Origin of the sequence: Gilliamella sp. Choc4-2 (assembly GCF_001690355.1) — a bacterium.
Lineage (GTDB): Bacteria > Pseudomonadota > Gammaproteobacteria > Enterobacterales > Orbaceae > Gilliamella > Gilliamella apicola_A.
The window spans coordinates 23022-45234 of the sequence record NZ_LZHG01000033.1 but is presented as its reverse complement, the minus strand read 5'-3'; the positions used below and the strand labels follow the sequence as shown (position 1 = coordinate 45234).

The following is a 22213-nucleotide window of genomic DNA, read 5'->3' as shown; positions in this document are numbered from 1 at the left end:
CCTATTAAGAATAAACTTTCATTATTTTTATAATGGAAGTTTATTAAAAAAATTAATTAATAAAAATGATTTACTAATACCAACCACTCTTGGTTTTCGTAAGTTATAAAAACTTATGAATAACGACAAACTAAACAATAAGTAATTTAATTTACACTATAGCTGCAATAATACTTTCTTTTTAGAAAGAAATATTATTTAGGAACTGTACTCAAAAGATTATTCAAAGGTAAGACATCAGATAAATACAATAAATTTTGACCCCAGCAGGAATCTAAAACGATAGTTAACATATTGAATAATATAAATACTTAATATTAGTTTCTTTTAAATACCGTCAAAAATACCCATTAAATTTTTTTTGACGGTATTTTATAAAACAAAACCCTCTATACCGTGAAATAATCGAGGGCTTGAATTGGTGCTTTGACGCGCTAATTATACATCATAACATCGATTTCTTCATCACTATTTCACATCAAAATAGCACGAAAAAGCAAAAAAACACTTGACTTTGTAGAGCGCTCTACATATAATAACATCATCAACTAATCGCAATACAAATTAGATAATTTTTAGTTATTCAATAGAGAGGTAAATATGTTTGTATCAATCAAAACCATTAAAAACACTATTCATGTAAAAACTCAATACAACCCTGAATTCACTGAGGCAGCAAAACAAATTGGCGGGGTATTTGATTTTGATGAAAAATCATGGATCTTTGACAGCAAAATTACCGATATTGTAACTACTGAATTATTACGCATTTTTGGAACAGACGGTTACAATCAATCATGCGTTGATGTGGAAGTTACCGTTAAAAAAACAATGAAATCAGAGTTAGGTCCGATTTATTTAGCGGGACGAATTATTGCTCAAGCCAAGGCGCGGGACGGAGGCGCCAGAAATGGGGAGAAAATTACATTTACAAAAAAATCAGCGAACTCAGGCGGCTCAACTAAATATTGGACAACTGAAATTGAGGAGGGAGCTGTTTTTAGAATTCTAGACCTGTACAATGGGGCTGTTAAATTTTTAGATGAATGTGACGCTATAGAATACAAAATCATTCGAAATGTAACAGATGATAAATCTATTGAGCTAGCGAAACTAAAAGCCGAGCTACAGCGGATCACCGCCAGAATCGCGGAATTGGAGAGCTAATCACAGCTAAAGCAGTCACAAGGTAAGGCCTAGCTTTGGGCTTTACAGAATAACGACATTAAACTGTACGGAGGTAAAATGGCACAGACTGAATCGCGAAAACGAGCAATAAAAAAACAGATGCAAAAACGAGTGGGACAACCGAGAATGCCCGGTGCATATATTTCTGATAATGAAAATGCGCTATTAATTGAAATGGGTGAACTGTACGGCTCAAAAAAAGCAGCTATTTTTGCGGGTTTATTACTATTAAAAAAATTTCATTCAGATAAAAACAAAAAAAGATAAAAAAACCACTTGACTTTGTAGAGCGCTCTACATATAATAACATCATCAACTAACAAAACAGAGGAAATAAAAATGACAACTATCACTATTAACACATATGACCCAGCAGGAAGATTTAACATGGACGATGATGAGGCTAAAGCTTTTTTTAATTTTGTTGAAAAAGAGGCGATCGCAGCGGGGTACGATGTTGTACGAACTTGCGCTATCGATGTTGACCCAGAGAGTGAGGAGTTTATGGAAAAAACTTTCCAAAACTATAATGTTTAATAAGCCCGCCCGGGCTTATTATTATAATAACCATGCTCATTACTGTGGCTATGTAGTGAGTGCTAGTTCGGCTTTTTAACGGGAAACTATAATGTTAAATTTACTAACGGATGATTGGATCTGTTTAAACGGTGCATCAAAAACCAATATTGACGAGGTGCTCGACATACCAGTGTATAAAATTTTTGGAACTGTCACGGGTTATCAAAATGCAATAGTTGTATTTATGTTGTTGAAAAATTACTTAAAAAATATTAATGAAAATGATTTTATTAATTTTTTTCAAACACCTATTGATGAATTCATATCACCGAAAGAGGTTACGATTGACCAGCTAGTCTATAACCAGCCACGAGAGAATACAAAAAAGAGAAATACCGATTTTTTTATCAAACGTGGCATGATTAACTGTTTATGTGAGGCGTGTGCGACACAGTCCCTATTCGTAACCGCCCTATTTGGAGGACCCTGCGGAGTGGGTTATTCAACTAGTTCATATTGCAATAAATTATTAATGTTTAAAAATGGGGAAACGATTCGGGAAATAATAAAAAATAACAAAATTGAAAAAAAATATTCATTTAATGAGATATTTTCAAACCCATACAAAATTAAATTTATCAATACTGTTTTCGGTGAGTGTTCATTATGCGGTAAAAAAACAAATTGCTACACCCATTTTTTACGGGAGCCTGCACCACAAACAACCAGAATGGACAATTTACCGCTAGTAGCTAAAAACAAAAATGGGGAGCCGTTTTTTTATCGAAATCGACTAGCCAACATTCAGTTAGTGAGTAAAATAAATGATGGCAGTATAGTGTTGCCAGAAAATATTAACCCTACAGTTAATGATGAAATTAATGCATTTTCTATTTTATATAACAAAGCAAAGCCCCTTAGCACAGAGGAGCATTGTTTTTGTTATTCTGATGTAAATTTGAGTGGTGATATCTATTTTTTATCTCAACAAATAAAAACATTTAGCGTCCATCATGATGACGATTTGCAATACGAAATTGCTATGTTGTTTGAGATTTATTTAAAAAATAATAGCATTAATGAATCGGCAATTAAAATCATGAAACGATTCGTGCCGTCAGATATTACAGCTCTACGCAGTGAAAAACAAAAATCATTGGCTGTTGCTCTAAATCGGGTAGTATCTCGATACCAGGATTAACAGTCTGCTAATCCTCAGCAGGTAGATATAAAAATCCCCACGGATGTGGGGAACTGATAACATATTATTCAATAGCATTTATTTACTATCGGTTTATCCCTATTAATATAGGGAACGGTGTACTAACGAATAAATAGCAATTTTTTATCCCATTCAATGAGAGTAACATTGAAATTATATTATTTATTATTTATATGTCAACTGTTTTTTTTGGTTTTTTTGGAAATTTAGTATTAACATCAGACGCATCAACACGAGTTAATAAAATGCGGTATTTTTTCCACTGTTTTAGCAGTTCCTCCTCGTTTGATTCCTGCATATCCAAATCGATGATATCCTGTAAAACCTCTATTTTTTCATTCGCCTCATTGATTAATACTGTTTTTTTTGATTTATTCACCTCAATAATTTCATTTGGAGTTAAAACATACTCAATAGCTACTGGGCGTCCGTTTTCGTCTGATTTTATTTCCATTCCCATGGTTTGTTGTTGCAATAATTTTGCATGTAGTTCTCTACTGATTTTTATTGAATTTTTAGGAATTGTATTGATTTCTGAATCGTAGAATGCGTTTGCCGCCGCATTATAATAAATTGTCATATGGTCTCCAGTTATTAGTTGCCAATTGCTATCAATGAAAATCTGCCAGCTGCGCCAATAACGCTGCCGGGATTTATAACGCGGGATAAAATTTTAATTGTTGAGCGTGAGGATTTTCCTAGTACATAGCCATACGAGTACGCAGTGCGGTTATCCCACCCATCCCCATTTGCCTCTGCAACAACAACATTAAACAGATTGTTGGGGAACGCAATTGGCAATGTCAGCGTTAATGAGCCAGTTGAATTTGTTATTGAGCTACACCACTGAATTATTAGTCCAGATGGCAATTTTTGATAACCATTTGTTGAGTGTCTAGACTCGAAATCATTTAATACCACCATGCCAGAATTATCAAATTTTGGGCGTTGTTTAAAATAAGTTTCAACGGTCACCTCATATTGAATATCGTTGAGTTTATTGGCTGGCAGATATTTTCCATTAATGAGAGTTGTCCATTTGGTTGCACTAGTTGATGGTTTGGCGTTATCGTTTTCAGCTATTGCAGTGTACAGAATGCCGTTATATTTAATCATTGCATTAACTGGGTATTTTACGGTTTCACTCCATTCAGGTACGCCCTGCTGTAATAGATACAGCATATTTTTATCAATGCGATTAAATGCTCCATTCATCCATTCCATTGGCGGTTTTGATGCTGTTTGCTCAATAGTTATCCCCCACCCTCTATTTACATCAGGAAAATCGCTGATCTCCCCCGTTTTTGCTGAATCAGCAAAAATTAAATAATCTGGTTTTTTCTGAATTTTCATAAAGTTATCCTATTTTTTGAATTCGTGCAAATTTACCTAAATTAAATCCCTGTGAATGTTTATCGTGTGCAAACCCGAACGGTTCGCTATTAGCTAGAACCAAATAGCGATACATCACGCCGATCGGTCGCACTAAAATATCCATTTTACTAATTGCGTATAGTGTTAATGAATTGAGTTGATCGCTATCTACTAGCACATTCATAGTCATGTTTTGCGCATCAATGATATTTCCGCGCTCGCCGATCATGAATTTAATTGATTTAACAATATTTGATATTTCTCCAGTTTGATAATTTTTAGTGATTTTGGATTTAATAAAAAAACGATAGTCATTGTCATTTAAAACGACTGATGCGTGTAATGCGTCACCATATCGATAAAACTCACCAATACCGAACGGCAACGCTGACCTATCCCTGAGCCATCCAAAATATTTTTTAGCTATTGCTGTTGGTAAAATTCGCGATACACCAACATGCCTGCCAACCAAATCCAATGCATAGCCAGTTGCACGGTCAATATTGAGAATGTCCGCCAATTGAATAACATTTTTAAATGTGTTATCTGTTTCTCTGTAGATAGCTCTAATCGTTCCCAGCGCATTAGGTTTGGTTCGATACTGCCAGATGATAAAATTCTCCCTATTCATCAATCAGCACCTCAACATTATTTATCTGTGCATATTCTCGATAACCGATATTGGCAATATTTGAACTATTAACCGTGAGTGATTTAATATAAAACCCGTCAACTAAATTAATGCTTGAAATAATACGCGACGCGTAAACATTCTCACCAATTTCAAATTCTAAATGTTTTAAATTGGTTTTGATTTGCTCAATATTGATATCGTTAAATGACTCATAACGACTAATTACCATTGAGACATTGACATCAATTTTTTTCGGTCTGTCAAAGTAAACTTTTCTTGGTATATCATCTAACAGATAAGACGTTTCAATTTCCCCGAATAGCCCACATCCGCCAATTTTCTTCTTGGTGATCACTTCCGCTATTTTTTCATCAGCACCACCCAAAATAACGGCATTAAATGAGTGAGCAGGAACACCCGTTTCATCAATCTCATTAGTGTAATTTTCGTACACCTTACACTTTGTCACGCCAGTTATATTCATTAATGCAGATTGAATGCCTCGGCGGTCATCGTAATTATTAATTGAGTGTGACAACATGAATCGCCTCAATAGTTGCGCATCAGTTTCCTCATCAACGCCGCCATAACTGTTTGTATTTGCTGTGACTTTATCAACACCAATAATAATTGTGCTTGGTGTAAACTCATCAAGTGCGTTAACATTGTAATTACCCAGTTCTAACGATCTGAATTTAACGCGTGCGCTACCCAGGTCATTTAATGTTATTGATTCAGTTGTTACCCATTTGTTTTTGTTCTTGTCAACATAAATTGAATTATTTGGTATTGTCGTTTTTGGTGATCCAGTAAAAATCACCTCATCAATATACGAATACGAGGCTGTAATTCGTGTTATTCCTGCATACATAGCTCGCTGTTCTAACCAGTGCCCCGTTGCCTGATACGGATCTAACATCTGAACGATAAACGAAACCGCCTGATGAATGTTTGCTAGCTCTTGCGAGAATAAACCCAGTAATTGCCCGTCGGGGGTATCACTATCAAGGTTGACATTCTCACCGTAAATTGACTTGAACGCTCTAACTAATCTATTTTGAATAGTGTATAAATCGTCAATTTCAACGCCCTTATCTGTTATCTGTAACATTGAATGATGCCTCGTTGGTTTTATTATATTTGTCGGTGTAACTGATTTGGATTAGAAATTGTCGAGTATCGCTATCTAACAAAATGTCAAAACTATTGATATTGATCACACCGTCTACCTTGAAAATTTCCGCTTTTACATCAATTTCTAACTGTTTTGTATTCGGGTTTTTAGTTAGATAATCAAACCATGCGATACCGTCCTCGCGATTTAAAAACCAATCTCTTTTTAATGCTAATAATTTAGTTTTTACACATTGAGCTATCGCCTCAGAGCTATCTAAATAGTTACCCAACCCGTGTCCAAACGTCCAGTCATGATTATGATCTAACTCTCTAACTAGCATTTTGGTTCTCCTGTTGTTTCATCTCCGCTCATAACCCCAGTATGAACATGTTCGTTTAGATTAACGCCAATATTAGTTATCACATTTTTAACTCGTAGAACGCCAGTGCTATTTGATTCACCGTCGGTTTGTCCAAAATTACCAGATAAATTATAATAACCAATCTGGATTTTGTTACCGGTTTGAATGTAATCCCCTAATTGTTGATAATTACCGGTGTGAGTGTAATTTCCATCCTGATGATAGTTACCAGTTTGAGTGTAATTTCCTAGTTGTTGATAATTACCGGTGTGTTCAATATGCCCCTTGATATAAATTGTACCGTTCGTTAGTCGGATATGAGTTGAACCGTCGTCAGTTTGCATAGATGCGCCGTCATGATAAAAATCAGGTATTTTATTAGGTGCGCTATTACAGCCAACTATAAAAAAACCATCGCTGAGATCGTTAATTCGGTTATCTAACGGTTTTGATGCGTTACCCGATGCAAACCAGCCGTCTATGCAACGACTAGAAAAAACCACCAACCCCTCATCACCCTCTTTTATCGGCACAGTAATACAAAAACCACCAGCATGCGGAAATTGTGCGGGGACATCTACCAACGGGGGGATTTTTATTTCCTGCCCGTTTGCTATAACTCGATTAATCATCACCTGACAACTAACTGTGTGCCCATCAAATGAAATGACCTGAGCCGGTAGCGCAGTGTATATATTCGATTGAGCGCGCTTAATTTGATTTTCAACTGCTGCAAATAGTGAATCTGTCATAATGAATGTACCTAATTAATAAAATCGTTGACATATGTGTATATGTGTGTATAATTATTTTCAGGTTAGGAGGTAAACATGAAATCAACTGACCTGATAAAAGAACTTACTAACGCAGGATGTGTTCTGAAACGAGTTAGAGGTAGTCATCATATGTTTTACTCACCGATAACTAATAAAACGTTTCCAGTTCCTCATCCAAAATCAGATTTACCGATTGGCACAGTAAGATCAATCAAAAAATCGGCGGGGCTTTTATAGCCCGCCAACTTTTGGAGGGATTATGTTTTTTACTCTTGGCATTGAAACCCCGAACGATAGCGATACCGCTTACGGCATTGTCGTGCCTGCGTTATGCAATGAAAAATATAGTTGTTATTCTGCCGCCGACAAAGAACACGACATCCCAGCAATGGCAACTGAGGCTATTTTGTTAACTGTTCAGGATATGATTGAATCAGGTGATTATGATGTTAACGATATTCATAATGATCATGTTTCGTATAAAAATAACGGTGAATATGCTCATTACGATACATGGGTCATTATTGACGTTGATTTATCATCATTTGTTGGTAAACAAAAAAGAATTAATATCACATTGCCAGATATTCTGATCGATAGAATAGATAATGCAGTTAAAGCGCCGAGCTCGGTTTATAGGGATCGGAGTAATTTTTTGGCAGCGGCAGCCATTAATGAATTGGCGACGCAAAATAAAGCCCGTTAAATAAAACCCCCTCGAAAGAGGGGGGTTACACCCTGTGTATACAGGGAACTCTTATTTGAGGTATTACAATTTGTCTACGGTTTATCCCTGTGTATACAGGGAACGCGGTTAATGGACAAGAATTGAACCTTATCACCTCGGTTTATCCCTGTGTATACAGGGAACGTATCCACCCATGCTGGGTAGGTAATTTGAAGATATACTAAGATACAAACAGAGTCAACATTATTTGTTGGGCGTCAGGGGTTCGAAAACCGGCATCTAATCATTAATTCAGTAATTTTATTTTTTGTTTTTCAAACTCCTCCTGCGATAAAACGCCGCTTTCTTTTAGATCATTTAATTTTTTCAATTCATCAGAAACGGATATATTCGGATTCTGAATTGCTTGATGATTATTTGAATTTTGCAAAGCCTTCTCAGGTTTAACTAGTCTATCTCCGTGGCATAGTGGGCATCTTTTTTTGTAAAAAGGGATAAATAAAACCCAAATAAAGCCTGTAAAAATAATACCAATAAGCGTTCCCGTTCCAATTTTTCTTTTTGGTATTACATTTCTTTGACACAAAGTACAATATTTCATCGCCGTTAAATTCCTTGGGCTTAAAAAATCGGCATTATATCAAATTTTTTGAAATTTACCACCGGTACAAACCAATTTGCTATGCCAGTTTGTGTTGCATAAATCGCCGTTATGCTCAATCGAGCTTAATTTATAATCGCCGTTATACTCGGCGATCTTTGATTCAACACGAACAAGCGAACCGATCCTATAATGGGGATTGCATAGCGTTGTAATTTCTAGCCCGTCGTTAGTTTTTTTCGGGATTCCAATCATTCCTGTGTTTCTAGAAATTACCCAACCCTCACTATTAGCGAGGGCTTTATCTTTAGGGATAACAACCAGCTGATCATCCTGTATAGACCAATCAGCATTATTGTTTATAGCTATTTTATGCATCGCCTCACGCGTGTCGCACATGAAAATTTTACCGCGAGGCAACGCTCTATCATTTGGCAAATTAATGGCGCCCTTTTGTACTCCAAAACTACTAACCACCTCGTTTAGGAAATCGCTGTCCGTTTGCCCGCTCTGCATCGTTTTAATAATAGTTTTTTCTGTATAAGCTCGGTGTCCATCACCACAACGCATTGTTGTGATAATGTCCTGTCCTGTTAGTTTATTTTCCACCGTCAAAATATCACCACAAAATATTAATCTCAAAACATCCTCTTTATAGCATACTGATAACTCTAAAAAATGATATTGTTTGCTAGTGATGAGGTTTCTATTAGAATCATTGAGATTATATATTGATATTTCAGCGGTATTTGGCTCTGATGTTAGCGTTTTTTTTATAGAAAACGAAACCCTGAGATTATTAATTACAATACTCTCGTTGCGGTTGCCAATTTTAAGCTCTAACAACCTGCCGAATTGTCTCACGATATTCTCCCTTAGTCATTGTTAGTAATTGCATACGATTATTAAGATCAATTTTAGATACAGCATTAATTCCAAGCCCTGACCTGTCATCTAAAACCAATACAAACGGCAAATTAAATTCAATTAACGATGGGCTGTCAACAGATAGCCCCTTATTTTTCGTAATATATTCATTTTTATCAATATCAAATAAATCAAATTGATAGCCATTTGATATTGCGTTATATCTTAATGTTAATCGCAGGTTCATATCGTATAATGAAAATGATTGAATCAATACATTATCCGCTGTTGTTTGTATAACATGCATTTTAACCTCTAACAATATTATCTAGTATAGAACCCTGTTTTTCCTGCGGCTGGGTTTTTCCTAAATTCCGCGTTTCTGAGTTTGGTACGCTCATACCGCTAGCAATTTTCGTTTCAACTATGAAAATTTCACGAAACGTTAATAAAAACTCGCCACTCATTCTATTTTTTTGAGTGAGTCCAACAGATGTTAGCACCATGTTTTTATACTGCCGTGTATTTGTTTGTAGCGTTACAGGTTCACCGCTACGCTGTATTGCTAACAGCTTTTCATGAGCATCTGCTATACGATCTGATGATAAACTATTTAATAACGGAGACTGATAATCAGGTAGAAAATCGGCCACAATTTGATTGACTGTTTTTTTTACTCCATGGTTGCGTAACGCATAATAACGTTGAATGATTTTTTCAGCCTGATCCGTAATTGAATTAACTCTCATGGGTAGCGGGTATTTCTCAAAACTATAGCCAGTCATACTCTCAATCGCGCTAATTCGCGGTTCATACCCAACAACCAGCCCATAAACAGTAACCTCTTTAGGGTCTAATACCGCATGATCCGCAATATTAGCCCCGTTTTCGATCGGGTTTTCTGTTACTCGTAATTTTGATGCGTGCTGCTCAACAGTGTTGATATCCAGACCAAATGTGAAATTATCACTGATAATTAACCCCAAATTATTTGATAATTTATTTAATATAGATTTAAACATTAGTTATATCCTAGCGCCGTTTGTGTATTATCGGCTAAATTACGCACAGCGTTATTAGACAGGCTATTTAAACTATCGAATCCATCCTGTGGTGTTGTAACGTTCATTGTGTTATTGATAGTTACCGCATTGTTATTATTTATGTTTTTGTTTGCTGGCATAAAACTTCCTGCTTTAGCTCCATCTGTGCTGAGCTTCGCTTGAATGTTTGTATTAGTTAATCGCTTAGCTGTGACTTCTATCTCATCATCGTCACCACCTAATCCAATCCACGATAAAGCTTCCTTGACTTTGCTTTTAACTGAATCGATAAATCCATAAAATTTATCTCTTATCCAATCCATCGCGTTTTTGAATGGCGCAGTAATTGACTCATGCACTTTTAAAAACGTTTCAGCAAATTTCTTGGTAGCATCTCCGACATCTCCGACCCACGCTTTAAACAGGCTTTTTACAAAATTCCAAGCGTCTTTAAACGGAGATATAACAAAATCGAAAATAGCCCAAAATGTTTCGCCTATCTTGTCTGTAGTAGTGGTAGTGTCATCTTCCCAGATGTCAAAAAGGTCATTAATGAATTTCCAAGCAGCTTTGAACGGAGCAGTCCAAAACTCAAAAATAGCCCAAAACGTTTCTCTGATAGCATTGACAGAGTCTCCAGTATCAGCACCCAGCCAATCCATTATTTGGCAGATTACTTTATATGACATTCGAAACGGTAGCGTTAGCGCATCAATAATAAAGTTAAAAATCTTACCAATTCTATCTACCGTTTCACTTGCTGCACGTTCAGACATACCGAAAAACATTAGTATGTTTTTAAACACTTTTGACAGTAACGACTTGATACCAGCTATTAGCGATTTAAAACCACTTACTATTGAATCAAACAAACTCTTAGATAACGATTTTATTTTTTTAGTATCACCAGTCCACAATGCCTTGAGAAATTCCCAGAATGTTTTTGCAAATTCCCAAGCCGCTTTAGCCCCGTCGATAAACGGTTGCCAGTACTCGCCAAATAGGCTTTTACCACCGTTCATGTAGACCATGAGGTCATCTATTAACAGCATTAACGCAGTTAATAAACCTAAAATTATACCGAGGGGGCTAAATAAAAATGCTCGATTGAGCACCGCCCAAGCGATACCAAGCGCAATTAGTGCGTTTTTCCATCCAATTGTCCCTGATATGATTTTGTCAATAAATTTAACAAAGTTAACAACCACCTGAATTGCCATCCCGACTGCTTTAATGACTTTTGTAATGCCGTCAGCAATCAATTCTTTATTAACTGTTAACCAATTTCTGAACCCAGCAATTAATCTGGTCAGCGCAGGCGCAAGATTTAATGCAATTTTAGTTTTTACACTATCGAGAGCTAGCCCTGTTCTGTTCATTTCACGTTTATAATACTCTGCTTGAATGAGCTCTCTCTGTGAAATTTTGAACAGCGCCCCCTTTTGAGTTGCTAACTCACGGGCTTTATCGATTGCGTTATTAAACGCCCTCAATACCCGTTTACCATAGAGCGCAGATGCTGCTGTCAATCCGATAATCACAAGCTTTAGCTTGCTCAATTTTGATTTTGCCTCATCAGCAGATTTACCCGCCTCCTCTGTTGACTGCTGAGTTTGCTGAATCATCCTATTTATATCACTCTGCATCTCATTAGCGGTATCTGATAATCTATCAGCTCCAGACTGTAGCAATGCGATAATTGCGGCAATTTCGCCAGCTTTTGAGGCGTCAACTCCAATTTTCAATAAAAATTCTTCTAAAACCATTTACGCCTCGCTCTGCTGTTGTTTTTCTGCTAATTTAGTTTCAGCTATTACATTATGCATATCGATAACATCATCGAGAGAATAGACGGTTCTGAGTTCGTGGAGCGTTGCGTATTTATTTACGACAACGCCCCACACGAACCAATCTACATCGCTTTCTGAGTTATCTCCTCCAAGCTGAGCGTACTTAGATTGGACAATATGCCACCTGGTAAAAAACCCAAAAAATGAAATTTCAAACCCTCGATAATTACTTGATAGTAATGACTTCTGTGCGTGTTAAAAAATTCCCCTGCCTCTTGTGGTTTTTGAAACAGTACTTTTTTACCGTTTTCATCTACCGCAGTGACATAATCAAGAATGAATTTTTCTATTTCAGTAAACTGTTCAGAGCCGATATTTGATGCTAGTTGACCAATGTCAAAACCTGATTTATTTCCATCAAATGAAAAACAGCCCTGAAGTAGAGCTGTTAATTTTTTTAGGTATTTATTTGATTTGAAAAAATCTGCTTGTGTGAATGTATAAACTACATCATCAATAGTAAAATCCGTGCTTTGCATTATAAACCTCCCTTAATATCAAATTCTGCTTTAGTTGCTTTAAATGTCCACGTTACGCCGTTGTGCGCTGTTCCCCGTGCGTGCGTTGGTGGTGTTGTAAACCAACAACCTGTTAGCAAAAACTCATCACCGTTGCGTAAATCCTTATAAGTAATTAATTTACCCGTCGCTGTAGTCGGGTTATTAATTTGAGCATTACGTAACTGATTTAATTTCTGGTTAGTCTCAGAATGCTGTAACGTTTTAATAGTAACAGTTGCGCCACGATTGCATGAATGAACAAAAACACCTTTACCGTTAATGCCGTATGTGATATCGCCGTCATCGCCGATCGGTGCGATACTGATAGCATCCTGCGCATTTTCGTAGCCCGTAATTTCAGTGCCGTCGATAGTCAAAACGGCGTCTTCTAAAGAAAATGATTTAGACATATAAACCTCTATCGATTGAATTGAACAATAATATCGACGCTATGACCTGCGCCAGCAAGTTTAAGAGCACAGTTAATAGGCATCATCTTGCGAGCTTCTCTATCTGCTGTATCTTGCATGTCGAACGAATCAGAATAGAAATAATAACCATTGATTTGGTCGCCGTACGATAGTTCGCCCAGGTCGCCCAGTGTCCATTTGCCTAGCCCTAAGAAGCCGTTATTGATAAATTGCTCGCCAACCACCTTGATCGAACTGATTAAAATTTGCTGACCGCGGTCTGTTTGTGGGATTTTTGTAGGTTGACCTTGTAATGTATTGAAAGCTTGAACCTGCACTGCATTAATGAAAGCATCTAAGCCTGTCGTTTCATCAATAAACGTTCCACCAAGCATTACCCCTTCAGCCAACATGTTTACACCCGCGTAATCAGTGTAAAAATTTATGCCTAGGCGTCGGCATTTTGTTGCTTCGTTAATAGTGATTTTATCGTCTGATGTGACACTAACTTCTTGCTTAAATTTAACCGTTTTAGCCGTGTTTACACCTGTCCAAACCGTTGTCAAAGCAATACCGATTAATTCAGCCGCGGCATGAGTGTTACCCTTATTGTTATACTGAACCATCAAACGACCGCTATTGCGTTTTGATAGCGTTTTAAGCACGTTGTTATCAGTATATTCAATGTTAGCTGGTCTGGTTTCTGTGTACGCCATAACTTTTGCATTTTCAACGCCCTGAGCTACTACCCAATCATGAGCCTCAACTAATTCAGCATCAGTGATCGTATTAGCAAAATAAACGCCGTACCAATTTTGGTATTGATTTTGTAACTTGCTCAATGCCTCAGCAGGTGTTTCTTTATTGTAGGTGATTGCATCTTCACCGTTAATTAGTGTACCTCTTCCATCAATCAGATTAGTCATGCTACCGACATAAGTACCATCTAATTGCGCATCAAATACATAACCAAAATTAGCACCTTTACCCTCGGTATTTGCTGATAAGATGAATCGACTACCTACAGCGTCATAAATAAACTTAACATCAAGATCATTTAGTTTTGCATTAACGACATTTGCTACATCTTGCATACTTGAAACAGATGAAAAATCCAGCTCTTTAATATCGATTTTTGTATCACCGAAATAAAATGACAAATAACCGTCGATGATATTTTTAAATTGAACATATGAAACTGCCAACGCTGAACCGTTAATTTTTGAACCAATCGCTGATGATGTGAAATTTTCTTTCATATATCTAGCAATTAACGCGGTTTTTGGTTTTGGTCGTGCTGAAAATAACGCAGAAGCCGCACGGTAAGCATCTGAATTAGTGCCAAACAATGACGCTACACTGTTAACATCCGAAACAACGACATAACGATTATCTGGATTTGTAAATTCATCGCACATCTCACTTGTGAAAATAGCAACAACACTCAAATCACGTTTTTGTGCACCTCTCGGTGATTGTTGTAGAGTAACATCTACAATTTGACTAATTGGTAAACTCATTATTACCCCTTCTCTAAATTAAATTTTACTGTATCGCCACGGTCTACTTGAGCCTTGACGATTGGATTAATTGAAAATGTAAGATCGACCTGCGCACGCTGCTCTTTACCGCCTGCGATAGCTGTCGGCAGACTTCGAATTTGTGAGCATTTTAGATACCCCATACCTAAGCGTCTCAATCGCTGCCAAACCGCTGTTAATCGCATTGATTCAGTGAGTTTACACAGCATATCGTACGAATTGTTACCGTAAGCATTGATTGAGATAGTAACCTCTCTGAGAGTTGACGCTATCTCCTCTTCATCTGTACCATTAAATTTAACCTCAGTACCAATATCTGACTGATACGCATTTAGTACCGTGATAAATTTATCTAGATTTGAAACATCCTGCATATTGTTAGCATCAAATACTAGCTCCTCAGGTAACGTCAAAACCTCCGCTATCGTGCGCCTGACTTCCATCATATCGAGTCGCGAGACAGTCGTAATAGCCATAATCACTCCATATTGATTCTGAAATAATGCGGAATCGCATATTATGATGTTGAAATAACATTCCGTTAGTTAGCCGTGTACGCGAAAAAATACGAACTGTAGGGTTGTATCTATCTCCCTCGGGCAATATTTGCAAATCATCATTGCTAGCAGGTTGAATTATGCAGATAATATCACCCGCCGATTCAAAATTAACTTTAGTAGCAAAAAACGGATCTCTTAAAAAATGCGATATTAATTCACGTTTCATTTTCCCTTATCTCATAAGTTATTGATGCTCGAAGTTGTCCCGTGTCTATAAGCGGTTTGCTTGATTTCTTGCGCTTTGCTGTTTCTTCTTTATTTACCACAAAATCGCCATCAGTTATTTTCTCAACGATTTTACCTTGCAAATAAGCACCCACTTCAGCTAAAGCGTCGTGCGCAGATTTTTTACCTTTTAAAAACTCAGCAACACGAGATTTACCAAGCCTTCCCACGTTTTCAGCTTCTTCTGACGCTGTGGACCGCATAAAAGAACGTTCTGGAATACCTTTTTCTGGCGCTCCGAATTCATGAATAACACCGAGCTCAGCATTGGTTATACCAGTCGATCCTTTTCGTGAGTTTTCATTACTCGGAATACCGACAACTAATTGAATACGGTTTAGTCGCTCAGCTCGCTTCATAACTTCTTTTAGTTGTTTTACGATTTCTAATTCACTCATCCGATAACTCCGATTGGAGTTATTAAACGACGCAAGCGTAGATATTCTTGACCGTATGAAGTTGAGGTTAAGTCGTAGTCGCTGGGATTGCCTGATGATGTGTTTTGCGATGTGTAACCGATTGATAAACCGTCTGCGGACTTGCTCGATACTGATTTAAAGTTTTCGCCATTGTTAAAAATAACGTTATCGTCTAAATCCCGATTTAAAAAGCCCTTGATAGCTAATCTGTGTGCCGTGTAAGCAAACAAGCCAAGGTCGTATAGCTCACCCCATACTTTTTCATTCACTACAAGCGCGCCGCTTTCTAAAAAATGCTTGATTGTACTATCATCGACTTTTGAAAATTCGGGGTATTCATTGCGAAAGTTCATAAATACCCCTTATTTTTAGGATTTATAATCTACATACTGCGCAGATCTAGGCTCCTTCCACATCACACCGGTGAACGCCGAACGATAGCCGCTTTGATATGAGAGTAAATCCTTTCTCATCACTTCTAAGATTTCTGGCATGTGTACTTTCATTTCAAGATAGTCTTCGTCATGAGAATAAATAGCTAATCGAGATTTATTTTTATTTATCTGTTTAGCATATTGAGCGGGCACTTTAACGAAGTTGATATTAAAGCTCTCATTTTGTGATGCTTTACGTAACGCAGCCATTACGCGATCCATTGCCGCAATTGGTAGTAAATCAGTACCTACAATTTGAGGGTTCGGATCGAACTTTTGCATAGCTGTCATAAAATCGGCAGCGTCCATCGCTATATGTGTTGGTTGGATTGTGTAGTTTGAGCGTGACCACACTTTATCGTATGCGCTGAGAATCATTTTAACAAATTCCTCAGATGACATATCGGCTAATGTTTTGCCTGACGTGTCATTATGCACGTCAACCTGTAAGCCAGTTAATAAACCCTCTTGCCCTGTTTTTTGTTCGTGACCAACATATCCAGCATATTGAATTGTCGCCACGGCATTAGCGTACAAATCGCTTTGCTTTTTGGCAGGTAAATTAATACCTAATTTTTGTGCTTTCTCAATTTCTTGTTGAGTGTACACAAGACCTTTAGCCCATTGAACTACTGGTGATTTTTTCGCCTCAATGGTGCTGTCAATTGTTTCAAGTGATGTGGTTTTAATACCAATCACGCCGTTTTTAACAGACCCACGAACTTCAGTAACACCGTACTCCCATTCTTCGATTGCAAAGTCCAGTCCCTCGGTAACGGGTACAGCTTGACCGATATTGATTTCTGGTAGTTCTTTTTCTTGTAACTGTTTATCACGCTCTAACAGTTGTTCTGTGATAACGTCACTATAATCTACATTTTCATATGCCATTATGCTTTAGCTCCTCTTGTTGCAACCTTAACCGATTGCGCATAACCTAATGTAATTGCTGCGCAGTGATTACCATTGCTGACACGTTCAACCCAATAACCTAAATCAATATTACCTGCGGCAACATTTGTAATTTTTCCTGCATCGTCACCTGTAGGCACGATATAAACACGCTCACCACGTTTTAACTCGATATCATTTACTGCTAGCGCAACAACTGAATCACCGTGAGAAAAGTGTCCAATATTGATCTGGCGATTATTCGGATGTTTGTCACCGTAAATATCTCGGACGACAATCCCGTGAATTAAATCATCAGTCGAACCGATTGCCTTGATACCACCCTCAGCATTTACTGCCACGAATGTACCGCACAATAAATCTTTACCCGTTAAATTTTCTTCGCCCCAGACTTTACTGTCCGAGCTAGATACACGGTAAATAGAACCGGGTTGCATTGTCCCCTGTTCTGAATCCCAACTTGTAAAACTGTAACCCATATTATTTGCCTCCTAATCGTTTGCTTGCTGATTTTGCAGGTGCTTCTTTGCTGTCATTAAGCAAACTTGAAACGACCTTGTTTTTCTTTGCGCTGGTAGCTGCTAAACCTGCATAAGCGGCTCTAATTTCTGTATCAGTTAATTTTGCCGCTTGCTCTTTTGTGTAAATGCCGTGATCAACTAACACACCAACACGAACATCACGCCCACTTTTAGCATCATTTAACTTGGCTTTTGGAAATCGTGCTTTAGCATCATTCATCACACTGTCCTTGTCTTTTTCTGCTTCTAGTTCTTCAACACGCGCTTTTAGTTCATCACGCTCTTTCTTAACCTGTTCAAGCTCTGCTGTTAAAGCAGTAATTCGGGCGTCCTTGTCGCCTTCGCCTGTTGTTGGTTCTTCATCGTTCAAAGCTTCAAGTTTTGCTTTTAGCTCATCGATTTGTTTTTGAAGTTCATCAGCTTTAGCTTTTGATTCCTCATCTTCTTTACCTTGAACTTCTTCCAATTGCTTTGTGAGTTCATCAATCATTTTATTAATCTCCTCTTTTGACAACTCCCCTTCCGCATCATTTAGACGTTTACGAAACGAATTGATTAATGCGAGTAATTTATTTTTATTAGGCATTAAATTTGCTCCTATTTTTGGTTTACTATCGTTTAATCTGCAATCTGAGCCAGCGCGACCTTCGGCAACGATAGCGACATGATTGACCTTGATATTTTTGTGATAAAACTTACCGCTAACCTCTTGAATATCAGCAGGTTCATAACCAACAGATAATTCACGAATATCCTTGTTTTTGAGTAACTCAATTGCTGACGCATCTTGAATATACGCATCGCATACAATGTAATTACCCTCTGCTCTTGGATTTTGAACATGACCAACTGTTTTATTTTTCCAGTCAGTAGCATCAACCGATTTTTTGTCTGGGTGTGTAATTGTGATCGGCATACCGTCAATTGATTTAAGCGTCTCAGGTTTGCTGAGTTCATCAATTGTTCTGTTAACATCAACAAGCCTATTGGCTCTGCTATCAGTTAATCCAATTTCATGCCCGTAGTACTGCAAAACACTACCTTTTGTAATTCTTGCGGTTGTTTTTAGGTAGCCCTGCGGTGTTATTTCCCAAGCCATAAAGCCCTCTTTTAGACGTAAATAATCCTACTCAGTTAGAGCATTGAATGATTAATTTTGATTAGAATTTAATATACGGAATAGCTAAACATCGGCACTGAAAGTCTTCGCCACATTTGCCGATATACCCACCAATTGACTTACGCTTTTTCCATGTTTTACCCTCATCATCTGAATAGACTGTTGGGTCTGAATACTTGCATAACATGTTATTTAAAACTAAATGCGATTCACGTTCCCGTGCGTCGCCTGCGCCTTTCCACTTGTAGACATCAAAACCTAGCTTTTTATTACGCTCTTCTTCGAAATCTGCGTTGATTTTAGCTGTTTGGTCTCTTGCAATGAGTTTTGCACGAGAGTACGAGACATTGCCTCTGGCACGAATTTCATTAATTAGCTCGCCGTGTCTAAAACCTTTTTTGTAGTTTGTGAAAACATTTGAACCAATGTCATTGATAAAGTCGTTTTTGATTGATGTTATTAGCTCGACATTTTGCTGAATAGCTACTGCTAACGTATCGCCCAAAATTTCTTTTTCAACAATACTTGAAAGGTCAACATCAAACGCATTTTTAAAGTTACGAGTAAATTGTGTCTTGTTCTGATAGTGAACTTTACTCACAAATCGAGTGGCCAATAATTTAGCTCTTTCTTCGATGTGCTCGCCAGCAATTGACGCCAGCACTTCGATTAAAGAGTTAATGTAATCATCATCACTAATTGCGACAGCGTCAACCAGGTTCTTTTTACTCAGCGCATCGGTAATTCGGTTTATCATCGCTCGAATAAAATCGGCTAGCGCATCGCGATAATAAACCTCAGCTCTTTTACTGGGCGTTGTTGGTGGTAAAAACCTATCGCGACCCGATAGCGAATTCTTCAGTAGAGAATAAATCTCCATCTTTCAAATCCTCTTCCGTAGTGTTAATTAGCAGTTTGCGCGCGATTAACTCGGTTTGTGCCACTTTATCAGGAATAATATTAGCAGTAACCAAAGCAGAAAAAGCGCTAGCAAATTGACCAAATCTGGCGGCTTCCTTGTCTTCATTGACAACTTTGATTGACGGATATTCAAACGTTAGTCCATGATTTGGCATCATTTTATCGAGAATGAATTTATCGATAAATTCTTGAGCAGGTCGCAATCGGCTTTCTTGTAGTGCATTGATTGTACCGTGGTATGATTCTAAGTCTTCTTCACCAGTCGAAAATCCGCTCGCAGATAGTCCAAATAACACGGTAATCGGTCTATCTAGCGCACCTGCGGTAACAGTAATTAGTTTAGTTAAAACATCAGACAATCCGCCGTATGTTGCTGTTTTCTGTTCCCATCGCCCCTGCGCCTCGCTGTTTCCAGCATCTAACGCAATAGCATTCATTGATGATTTAGTATGACTAATTAAATTGATGAACTTTCTAATATCATCTTCCTTACCCTGAGCCACTTTTGCTATCAAGTCAGGAATGAATAAAACATCAACATTACTATCTTGAATAATATCGCCAATGCATGTAATTGTTGTGTCAAACAACCGAATCGCATTGTATTTGTTTTGCAAGTCCGATGTGCCAAATTGATTTCTGTCTGTCAGTTTTGATTTACCAAGTTTCAATCTGTGACAGCGTGAATGATGGACCTTATCATTCTGCCCGATTGTGTAGTAAATTGGTTTACCGAAATTCGCTGATTTCAAATCATCATCAATATTACTATCTGGATTAAACTCATTTTTAGTTAACACAATAAAGCGCTGTATATCCTCGACATCTGATAGCGGTTGCGACAAATCATCAGCATCAGTAATGGCGACAATTAACGCATCACCAAGCAATGAGCCAAACGCCAAAAATTTTTCTTTTATCTCGTTTAGCTTTAATCGATTTTCTTTTTCAATAACAAGCTTTAACAGGTTTTCATCATAATCACCACTAAAAACCCTTGGTAATTTGAGCATATCATCCGCTGTTTTATCGATGTATTTACCAGTTAACCAAGAGCTGCTATACATATTTAACAGCTGTCGGTCAGATATTTTTTTACTTGAATATCTAACAGAATCGTTTTTATTACCCAGCGATGTATACAGGCTCTCTACTGAATCAGTAATATAATTTGCTTGTGTCATAATACATCCAAAATTGATAATTTATGTTTAATGTAACCATCTAATGAGTATCGGATGGCATCCCAGCAATGATTGTTTTTATCCTCAATGATTGGCAGCACCTCACCCGTCATCCTATCGGTTTTATAGCTATATAGCCGCGCCTCAGTTGCGGTGTGTTTACATCGGGGATGAATAATAATTTTTTTAAACCCTCGCAGATATGCGATACCGTCCTCGACGCTGCCCTGCCATTTTTTTGCGGCTGAAATATTAAAGCTTTTGCGCTTGATGTGACTGATAGTCTCTGGTCTTGAACAGTCCGCTTTAATCGTCCATCTTCTTGACTCTGGCACTGAATCATAAAAAGCTGGCATTTCGTCGAGTTCGATATTAACGCCGTACGCTTCATATTCGATGTACAGACAATCGTTCAAAATAAATGAGCGGATTAATGTGTTCGGGTCATTAGCAAAGCCGAAATCTGCACCAAATAATAAACGCTCTGCTTTTTTATGTAGATTGTCATCAAATTCTTCAACAACATATCGACCGCTTAAAACTTGTTTATCTGAATTTTCTAGATAAGCACCTTCCCAAATCCACGCATAGGACGCATAATCCAATCGGGCTAGGTCATTTAATCGCTCCTGTTCTAACACATCAGGGAAAAATGGGTTATCGTTATAATTCATCTCAATGATGATGGCGTTATCTGGCGGGGTTTTCCTAAATCTTACATCAGTCGGGCTTCCTTCAGTTTCAGGGTTCCATGTAACCCAAATTTCTGAATCAGTTTCACGAACCGTTGGCGTTAATTTTCGCCACGCTATTTCTGATACATTTTCCGCCTCATCAACCCAGCATAGTAATATGCGTGCTTTCGATTTAATACTGTCGAGATTATGACGTAAACCACAAAACACATAGCTAACTAATCCATTTCTTGTTCTGATATAGTTTTGTCCAATGTCATAGTAATCATTAAGCCAATCAACTGAACGTATAGCCTGCTTGACCTCTTCCATTGACGAATCAGCTAATGAGTTCATAAACTCACGAGCGCATAGTATTACACCGCTTACCCCTGCCTCTGCAAATTGATAACCTTTAATAGCCGTCATTAATGCAAACGTTCGAGTTTTTGCACTACCTCGACCGCCGTATGCGCCGCGATATCTGACATTTTCGGCTACAAACACAGATATCAATTTTTTAGGTAACTGTATTTGTGCTGTTGTCATAGT

General features: G+C 37.7%; 29 protein-coding genes. 6 read left to right on the top strand and 23 right to left on the bottom strand.

The genetic code is table 11. The features are described from left to right. The first annotated feature begins 600 nt into the window (after positions 1–600). The 4 genes from A9G34_RS04775 (at position 601) to A9G34_RS04760 (ending at position 2908) form a co-directional block, all read left to right on the top strand. Positions 601–1167 (top strand): hypothetical protein, encoded by a 567-nt coding sequence (locus tag A9G34_RS04775; RefSeq protein WP_065569062.1) that lies wholly within the window; start codon positions 601–603, stop codon positions 1165–1167. A gap of 78 nt (positions 1168–1245) precedes the next feature. Next, positions 1246–1455: a hypothetical protein gene (locus tag A9G34_RS04770; protein WP_065569061.1), complete on the top strand. Its 210-nt coding sequence runs from the start codon at positions 1246–1248 to the stop codon at positions 1453–1455. 72 nt (positions 1456–1527) lie between these two features. Next, the gene (locus A9G34_RS04765; RefSeq protein WP_065569060.1) at positions 1528–1725 is read left to right on the top strand and encodes a hypothetical protein; all 198 of its coding nucleotides are present in this window, start codon (positions 1528–1530) and stop codon (positions 1723–1725) included. 91 nt (positions 1726–1816) lie between these two features. After that, complete coding sequence (locus tag A9G34_RS04760) at positions 1817–2908, top strand: hypothetical protein (RefSeq protein ID WP_065569059.1); 1092 nt, start codon at positions 1817–1819, stop codon at positions 2906–2908. Between the two features lie 190 nt (positions 2909–3098). Here the strand turns inward: A9G34_RS04760 and A9G34_RS04755 are convergent, their stop codons facing one another. From A9G34_RS04755 to A9G34_RS04730, 6 genes are read right to left on the bottom strand one after another with little or no spacing between them, the layout of a single operon-like run. Beyond that, on the bottom strand, positions 3099–3509 hold the full coding sequence (locus A9G34_RS04755) for a tail fiber assembly protein (RefSeq protein WP_065569058.1): 411 nt from the start codon (positions 3507–3509) through the stop codon (positions 3099–3101). A gap of 14 nt (positions 3510–3523) precedes the next feature. Beyond that, complete coding sequence (locus A9G34_RS04750; RefSeq protein WP_065569057.1) at positions 3524–4282, bottom strand: gp53-like domain-containing protein; 759 nt, start codon at positions 4280–4282, stop codon at positions 3524–3526. A gap of 4 nt (positions 4283–4286) precedes the next feature. Then, positions 4287–4934, bottom strand: a complete 648-nt coding sequence (locus tag A9G34_RS04745; RefSeq protein ID WP_065569056.1) for a DUF2612 domain-containing protein — start codon at positions 4932–4934, stop codon at positions 4287–4289. Beyond that, on the bottom strand, positions 4927–6048 hold the full coding sequence (locus A9G34_RS04740) for a baseplate J/gp47 family protein (RefSeq protein ID WP_065569055.1): 1122 nt from the start codon (positions 6046–6048) through the stop codon (positions 4927–4929). The genes A9G34_RS04745 and A9G34_RS04740 overlap by 8 nt, the downstream gene beginning before the upstream one ends. Continuing rightward, positions 6029–6394, bottom strand: coding sequence for a hypothetical protein (locus A9G34_RS04735; RefSeq protein ID WP_065569054.1), 366 nt, complete (start codon positions 6392–6394; stop codon positions 6029–6031). Before A9G34_RS04735 ends, A9G34_RS04740 begins: the two co-directional genes overlap by 20 nt. Beyond that, the gene (locus tag A9G34_RS04730) at positions 6388–7167 is read right to left on the bottom strand and encodes a Gp138 family membrane-puncturing spike protein (protein WP_065569053.1); all 780 of its coding nucleotides are present in this window, start codon (positions 7165–7167) and stop codon (positions 6388–6390) included. The genes A9G34_RS04735 and A9G34_RS04730 overlap by 7 nt, the downstream gene beginning before the upstream one ends. 78 nt (positions 7168–7245) lie before the next feature. On the opposite strand from A9G34_RS04730, the gene A9G34_RS04725 reads away from it, so the two are divergent. Next, positions 7246–7428 carry a type II toxin-antitoxin system HicA family toxin gene (locus A9G34_RS04725; RefSeq protein WP_065563028.1) on the top strand — a complete coding sequence of 61 codons (183 nt, stop codon included), beginning with the start codon at positions 7246–7248 and terminating at the stop codon, positions 7426–7428. A gap of 22 nt (positions 7429–7450) precedes the next feature. Beyond that, on the top strand, positions 7451–7897 hold the full coding sequence (locus A9G34_RS04720; protein WP_065569052.1) for a type II toxin-antitoxin system HicB family antitoxin: 447 nt from the start codon (positions 7451–7453) through the stop codon (positions 7895–7897). Between the two features lie 268 nt (positions 7898–8165). Here the strand turns inward: A9G34_RS04720 and A9G34_RS04715 are convergent, their stop codons facing one another. The 17 genes from A9G34_RS04715 to A9G34_RS04630 all read right to left on the bottom strand — a co-directional run bounded on the left by A9G34_RS04715 (position 8166) and on the right by A9G34_RS04630 (position 22210). Beyond that, positions 8166–8480: an SHOCT domain-containing protein gene (locus tag A9G34_RS04715; RefSeq protein WP_065569051.1), complete on the bottom strand. Its 315-nt coding sequence runs from the start codon at positions 8478–8480 to the stop codon at positions 8166–8168. A 39-nt stretch (positions 8481–8519) separates the two neighbouring features. After that, positions 8520–9344 (bottom strand): phage protein, encoded by an 825-nt coding sequence (locus tag A9G34_RS04710; RefSeq protein ID WP_065569050.1) that lies wholly within the window; start codon positions 9342–9344, stop codon positions 8520–8522. Next, positions 9313–9654 (bottom strand): phage baseplate plug family protein, encoded by a 342-nt coding sequence (locus A9G34_RS04705; RefSeq protein ID WP_065569049.1) that lies wholly within the window; start codon positions 9652–9654, stop codon positions 9313–9315. The genes A9G34_RS04710 and A9G34_RS04705 overlap by 32 nt, the downstream gene beginning before the upstream one ends. A 1-nt stretch (position 9655) precedes the next feature. Continuing rightward, positions 9656–10369, bottom strand: a complete 714-nt coding sequence (locus A9G34_RS04700; RefSeq protein ID WP_065569048.1) for a phage baseplate protein — start codon at positions 10367–10369, stop codon at positions 9656–9658. Then, positions 10369–12156, bottom strand: a complete 1788-nt coding sequence (locus A9G34_RS04695) for a phage tail protein (RefSeq protein ID WP_065569047.1) — start codon at positions 12154–12156, stop codon at positions 10369–10371. Before A9G34_RS04695 ends, A9G34_RS04700 begins: the two co-directional genes overlap by 1 nt. Before the next feature lie 146 nt (positions 12157–12302). Next, on the bottom strand, positions 12303–12719 hold the full coding sequence (locus tag A9G34_RS04690) for a phage tail assembly chaperone (protein WP_065569046.1): 417 nt from the start codon (positions 12717–12719) through the stop codon (positions 12303–12305). Further along, positions 12719–13150, bottom strand: coding sequence for a phage protein (locus A9G34_RS04685; RefSeq protein ID WP_065569045.1), 432 nt, complete (start codon positions 13148–13150; stop codon positions 12719–12721). Before A9G34_RS04685 ends, A9G34_RS04690 begins: the two co-directional genes overlap by 1 nt. An 8-nt stretch (positions 13151–13158) precedes the next feature. Continuing rightward, positions 13159–14670 carry a DUF3383 domain-containing protein gene (locus A9G34_RS04680; protein WP_065569044.1) on the bottom strand — a complete coding sequence of 504 codons (1512 nt, stop codon included), beginning with the start codon at positions 14668–14670 and terminating at the stop codon, positions 13159–13161. 2 nt (positions 14671–14672) lie between these two features. Continuing rightward, on the bottom strand, positions 14673–15104 hold the full coding sequence (locus A9G34_RS04675; RefSeq protein WP_141670339.1) for a phage neck terminator protein: 432 nt from the start codon (positions 15102–15104) through the stop codon (positions 14673–14675). Between the two features lie 302 nt (positions 15105–15406). Continuing rightward, the gene (locus tag A9G34_RS04665) at positions 15407–15874 is read right to left on the bottom strand and encodes a hypothetical protein (RefSeq protein ID WP_065569041.1); all 468 of its coding nucleotides are present in this window, start codon (positions 15872–15874) and stop codon (positions 15407–15409) included. Beyond that, entirely contained in the window at positions 15871–16248 is a 378-nt protein-coding gene (locus A9G34_RS04660) for a DUF4054 domain-containing protein (protein ID WP_065569040.1), read from the bottom strand. The genes A9G34_RS04665 and A9G34_RS04660 overlap by 4 nt, the downstream gene beginning before the upstream one ends. A 15-nt stretch (positions 16249–16263) precedes the next feature. Next, the gene (locus tag A9G34_RS04655; RefSeq protein ID WP_065569039.1) at positions 16264–17220 is read right to left on the bottom strand and encodes a major capsid family protein; all 957 of its coding nucleotides are present in this window, start codon (positions 17218–17220) and stop codon (positions 16264–16266) included. After that, positions 17220–17720, bottom strand: a complete 501-nt coding sequence (locus A9G34_RS04650) for a structural cement protein Gp24 (RefSeq protein ID WP_065569038.1) — start codon at positions 17718–17720, stop codon at positions 17220–17222. The genes A9G34_RS04655 and A9G34_RS04650 overlap by 1 nt, the downstream gene beginning before the upstream one ends. A 1-nt stretch (position 17721) precedes the next feature. Beyond that, positions 17722–18861: a DUF2213 domain-containing protein gene (locus tag A9G34_RS04645; protein ID WP_065569037.1), complete on the bottom strand. Its 1140-nt coding sequence runs from the start codon at positions 18859–18861 to the stop codon at positions 17722–17724. A 61-nt stretch (positions 18862–18922) separates the two neighbouring features. Next, positions 18923–19762 (bottom strand): phage head morphogenesis protein, encoded by an 840-nt coding sequence (locus A9G34_RS04640; RefSeq protein ID WP_065569036.1) that lies wholly within the window; start codon positions 19760–19762, stop codon positions 18923–18925. Next, positions 19716–20987 carry a phage portal protein gene (locus tag A9G34_RS04635; RefSeq protein ID WP_065569035.1) on the bottom strand — a complete coding sequence of 424 codons (1272 nt, stop codon included), beginning with the start codon at positions 20985–20987 and terminating at the stop codon, positions 19716–19718. The genes A9G34_RS04640 and A9G34_RS04635 overlap by 47 nt, the downstream gene beginning before the upstream one ends. Further along, a complete protein-coding gene (locus A9G34_RS04630; protein WP_065569034.1) occupies positions 20984–22210 on the bottom strand; it encodes a PBSX family phage terminase large subunit in 1227 nt (408 codons plus the stop codon). The genes A9G34_RS04635 and A9G34_RS04630 overlap by 4 nt, the downstream gene beginning before the upstream one ends. Positions 22211–22213 lie beyond the last annotated feature (3 nt).